Raw genomic sequence first — 3,972 nt, forward strand, 5'->3', positions numbered from 1 at the left:
TCGGCGCCCGGACGCTCCCCGAAGTGCTGGCCGGCGAGGGGTTCGTGCCCGGGCTGGGGAACCGGGCTTCGTTCGAACTCTGGGCCTACGCCACCGAACTGCTGCGCCGCGACATCAGCCTGACCGGCCGCTACCGGGGCCCGGCCGCGATCCCGGTGCGGTGCCCGCTCGCCGCGCTCTGCGGCGAGACCGATCCCATCGAAACGGAGGAGGCGACCGAAGCGTGGCGCCCGTGGACGAGCGGGCCTTTCCTGGCCGGGACGGTACCCGGCGGTCACCTCGGCCTGCTCGCCGCGGAGCACGTCACGGAGTTCTGGGCGTGGATGGAGCGGGCCCGGCTGGATCTCGTGGAAGCGGGTGCGCGTGATGCCTGACCGGCCGCGCTCCGTCGTCGGCGGCGGGCGGCGGTTCGTGCCGAAGGTCCCCTGGCAGGAGCTGTTCGAACTGCGTGCCCGGGCCTGTCCGAAGTCGACGGCCCTGGTCGCGGACGACGTCGCGTGGACGTTCGGCGACCTGCGGCGCTGGAGCGGACGGCTGGCGCACGCGCTCCGCGCGGCCGGAGTCGCGCCGGGCTCACTCGTCGCGTGTGCGATGTCCCGGTCCGTGCGGGCGATCTTGGCGCCGCTGGCGGTCGCGAAGGCCGGCGCCGTCTACCTGCCGCTGGATCCCGGTCTGCCGCCGGCACGGCGAGCCGCGATCCTCGGCCAGGCGCGCCCGGCGGCGCTGCTCACCGACGTCGCCGACCTGGCCGCGGAAGCCGACGTCGTGCTGTCGCCGGACGACTGGCGCGGCGAGCTCGCCCACCTGCCCGAGCACGCGGACGCCGGCCCCGCGCGTGCGGCCTACGTCATCTACACCTCCGGCTCGACCGGGCGCCCCAAAGGAGTCGTGGTCGGGCACCGGAGCCTGGTCAACCTGTACTGCGAACTCGCCGCCCGGCTGTTCCCCGCCGGCGGCGAGCCGCAGCGCGTGGCCCACGGCCTGCCCCTCGCGTTCGACGCGTCCTGGAATCCGCTGCTGTGGCTGCTCGGCGGGCACGAGGTGCACCTGGTGCCCGACGACGTCCGGGCCGATCCCGAACACTACGTCCGGTTCGCCCGCGAGCGGCGGTTGTCGGTGGTCGAAGCCGTCCCGACGCAGCTCACCGCTCTCCTCGACGCCGGTCTGCTCACCGGGGACGACCGCCCGGGACTGCTGCTCATGGGCGGCGAGGCCGTCGCGCCGCCGCTGTGGTCGCGGCTGCGGGCCACCCCGGGCCTGGCGGCGGTGAACCTCTACGGCCCGACCGAGTGCACGGTGTTCACCACGTACTGCCGGCTGGCCGAGCACGACACGCCCGCGATCGGGCGGCCGATCGCCAACACCGGTGTGCAGGTGGTCGACGCGGAACTGCGACCGGTGCCGGTCGGCGAAGCCGGTGAGCTGCTCGTCGGCGGCACCTCGGTCGCGCTGGGCTACCTCGACGACCCGGTGCTGACGGCGCGCCGGTTCGGCACGGCTCCCCCGCACTGGTACCGCACCGGGGATCGGTGTCGCGTCGAGCCCGACGGCACGCTGCGCTGGCTGGGCCGGGCGGACGACCAGGTCAAGATCAACGGTCACCGGGTCGAGCCCGGTGAGGCCGAGCAGGCCCTGCTCGCGCTGCCCGGCGTGCGCCAGGCCCTGGTCCGGGCCGAAGGCACCGGCGACCGGAAGCGCCTGGTCGGCTACGTCGTCCTCGGCTCCGGCACGGTCGGCGACCTTCGTGAGCACCTCCTCGAGACGCTGCCGGCCTACTGCGTGCCGGCGCTCGTCGAAGCCGACGCGCTCCCGGTCGGCCGGACCGGGAAGATCGATCGCACCGCCGACCGCGTCGCGCCGCGCCGGCTGACGCCCGCCGAAACGGTGGTCGCCGCCGCGTTCCGCAGCCAGCTCGGAATCACCGTGGTCGCCGGGGACAGCGACTTCTTCGCCCTGGGCGGCCACAGTCTCTCGGCCGCGGCGCTGGCCGCCTGGCTGCGGGCGCGCGGGGTGCCGTGCTCGCTGCGGGACGTCCTGCGCCGCCGGACCGTGGCACAGCTCGCCGAGCTCGTCCCCAGCCGCCCGGAAGGCGGTGCGTGATGGCCGAATTCGACGTCGTCGTGGTCGGCGGCGGGCCCGGTGGGTCGACCGCGGCGGGCCTGGTCGCGGCCGACGGCCACCGCGTCCTGCTGCTGGAGCGGGAACACCTGCCGCGCTACCGGATCGGCGAGTCGCTGCTCCCCGCCACGGTGCACGGGATCTGCGCCCTGCTCGGGGTCCGCGACGAGATCGAGCGCGCCGGGTTCGTCCGCAAGCGCGGCGGCATGTTCCGCTGGGGCAGCGACCCCGAGCCGTGGACGTTCGCCTTCGCCGCGTCCGACCGGATGGCCGGGCCGACGTCCTACGCCTACCAGGTGGAGCGGACCCGGTTCGACACCATCCTCCTGCGCAACGCCGCGCGCCTCGGCGCGGACGTCCGCGAGGGGCACCGGGTGCTGGGCACGGTGTCCGGCGGCGGCCGGATCACCGGCGTCCGCTACCTCGACGAAGGCGGCCGCGAACGGACGGCGACCGCCCGGTTCGTCGTCGACGCCTCCGGGCACACCAGCCGGCTGCACCACGACGTCGGCGGGAACCGCGAGTATTCCCCGGACTTCCGGAACCTGGCGCTGTTCGGCTACTTCCTCGACGGCGCCCGGCTGCCGGAACCGGACGCGGGCAACATCCTGTGCGCCGCCTTCGACGCCGGGTGGTTCTGGTACATCCCGCTCTCGGCCGGCTTGACCAGCGTCGGCGCGGTCGTCCGGCAGGAGTGCGCGTCCCGGGTGCAGGGTGGCCTGGAGGCGGCGTACCGCGGGCTGATCGCGGACTGCCCGCTGATCGATGATCTCCTGCGCGACGCCCGGCGCGCGACGGAGCCGCCGTACGACCGGCTGCGGGTGCGCAAGGACTACTCCTACGACCGGACCCGGCTGCACTGCCCGGGCATGGTGCTGGTGGGCGACGCGGCCTGCTTCATCGACCCGGTGTTCTCCTCCGGGGTCCACCTCGCCACCTACAGCGCCCTGCTGGCCGCGCGGTCGATCAACAGCACCCTGGCCGGCCTGGTGCCCGAGGACCGCTGCTTCGCCGAGTTCGAGGACCGCTACCGCCGGGAGTTCGGCCTGTTCCGGGATTTCCTCCTCGGGTTCTACCGGCTGCGAGCCGATCAGCGGAGCTACTTCCGGCACGCGCACCAGGTCACCGGCCGGGGCGGCGACGACGCGACGGCGTTCGCCGACCTGGTCGGCGGTGTGGCCTCGACCGGCTTCGACACGTTCGGCGACGTCCTCGCCGAAGGGGCGCAGCTGCAGCTTCGCGGTCTGCTCGGCGAAGCCGCGGGCGACGAGGCACCGCTGTTCCCCGGCGGACTTGTGTCCACTGTGGACGGTCGCCGCTGGCGGGTGCCCGATGCCTGACCTCGCCGTCCTGCTGGCGGTGCTCGCCGGTGTCCTCGGGCTGGCCCGGCTCGCGGGCTGGGCGCTGACCCGGCTCGGGCAGCCCGCGGTGCTCGGCGAGATCCTCTGCGGCGTCGCGCTCGCCCCCGCCGCGCGGCTGCTCCCGGCCCCCGTCGACGCCACCCTGACCTCGATCGCGCAGCTCGGCCTTGCTGTGTTCCTCTTCGCCGCCGGCGCGCACCTGACGCCGTCGATGACCTGGACGAAGACGGCGGTGATCCCGGCACTCGGGGCAACCCTCGTTCCCCTGGGCGCGGGTGCGGTGCTGGCGCTGTGGCTGGCCCCGCGGCACTCCCCCGCGGGAACCGGCGCGTTCGTCGTCTTCGTCGCGGCCGCGATCTCCGTGACGGCGTTGCCGGTGCTGGCCCGGATCCTCGCCGAGCGCGGGCTGCTCGGCACGGCGACGGGACGGCGCGCGCTCGGCACGGCGGCGGTCACCGACGTCACCGCGTGGACGTTGCTCGCCATCGCCGCC

The 3,972-nt window shown here is 74.8% G+C and carries 4 protein-coding genes; all 4 read left to right on the plus strand.

The genetic code is table 11. The features are described from left to right. A partial coding sequence (locus G3I65_RS28685; RefSeq protein WP_239071498.1) for a thioesterase domain-containing protein occupies window positions 1-374 on the plus strand: 374 nt, incomplete at its 5' end. Beyond that, window positions 367-2,100, plus strand: a complete 1,734-nt coding sequence (locus G3I65_RS28690; RefSeq protein ID WP_160698872.1) for an amino acid adenylation domain-containing protein — start codon at window positions 367-369, stop codon at window positions 2,098-2,100. The genes G3I65_RS28685 and G3I65_RS28690, both read left to right, overlap by 8 nt. Further along, a complete protein-coding gene (locus tag G3I65_RS28695; RefSeq protein ID WP_160698873.1) occupies window positions 2,100-3,458 on the plus strand; it encodes a tryptophan 7-halogenase in 1,359 nt (452 codons plus the stop codon). Before G3I65_RS28690 ends, G3I65_RS28695 begins: the two co-directional genes overlap by 1 nt. Continuing rightward, window positions 3,451-3,972 (plus strand): cation:proton antiporter (locus tag G3I65_RS28700; RefSeq protein ID WP_203612534.1); only part of this gene is annotated, 522 nt, incomplete at its 3' end. The genes G3I65_RS28695 and G3I65_RS28700, both read left to right, overlap by 8 nt.

It is taken from the genome of Amycolatopsis sp. SID8362 (genome assembly GCF_010550475.1).
Lineage (GTDB): Bacteria > Actinomycetota > Actinomycetes > Mycobacteriales > Pseudonocardiaceae > Amycolatopsis > Amycolatopsis eburnea.

Bases quoted from the DNA above. Each gene is read 5' to 3' on its own strand.
- G3I65_RS28690 (WP_160698872.1), top strand. From the start codon at position 367: ATGCCTGACCGGCCGCGCTCCGTCGTCGGCGGCGGGCGGCGGTTCGTG.
- G3I65_RS28695 (WP_160698873.1), top strand. From the start codon at position 2,100: ATGGCCGAATTCGACGTCGTCGTGGTCGGCGGCGGGCCCGGTGGGTCG.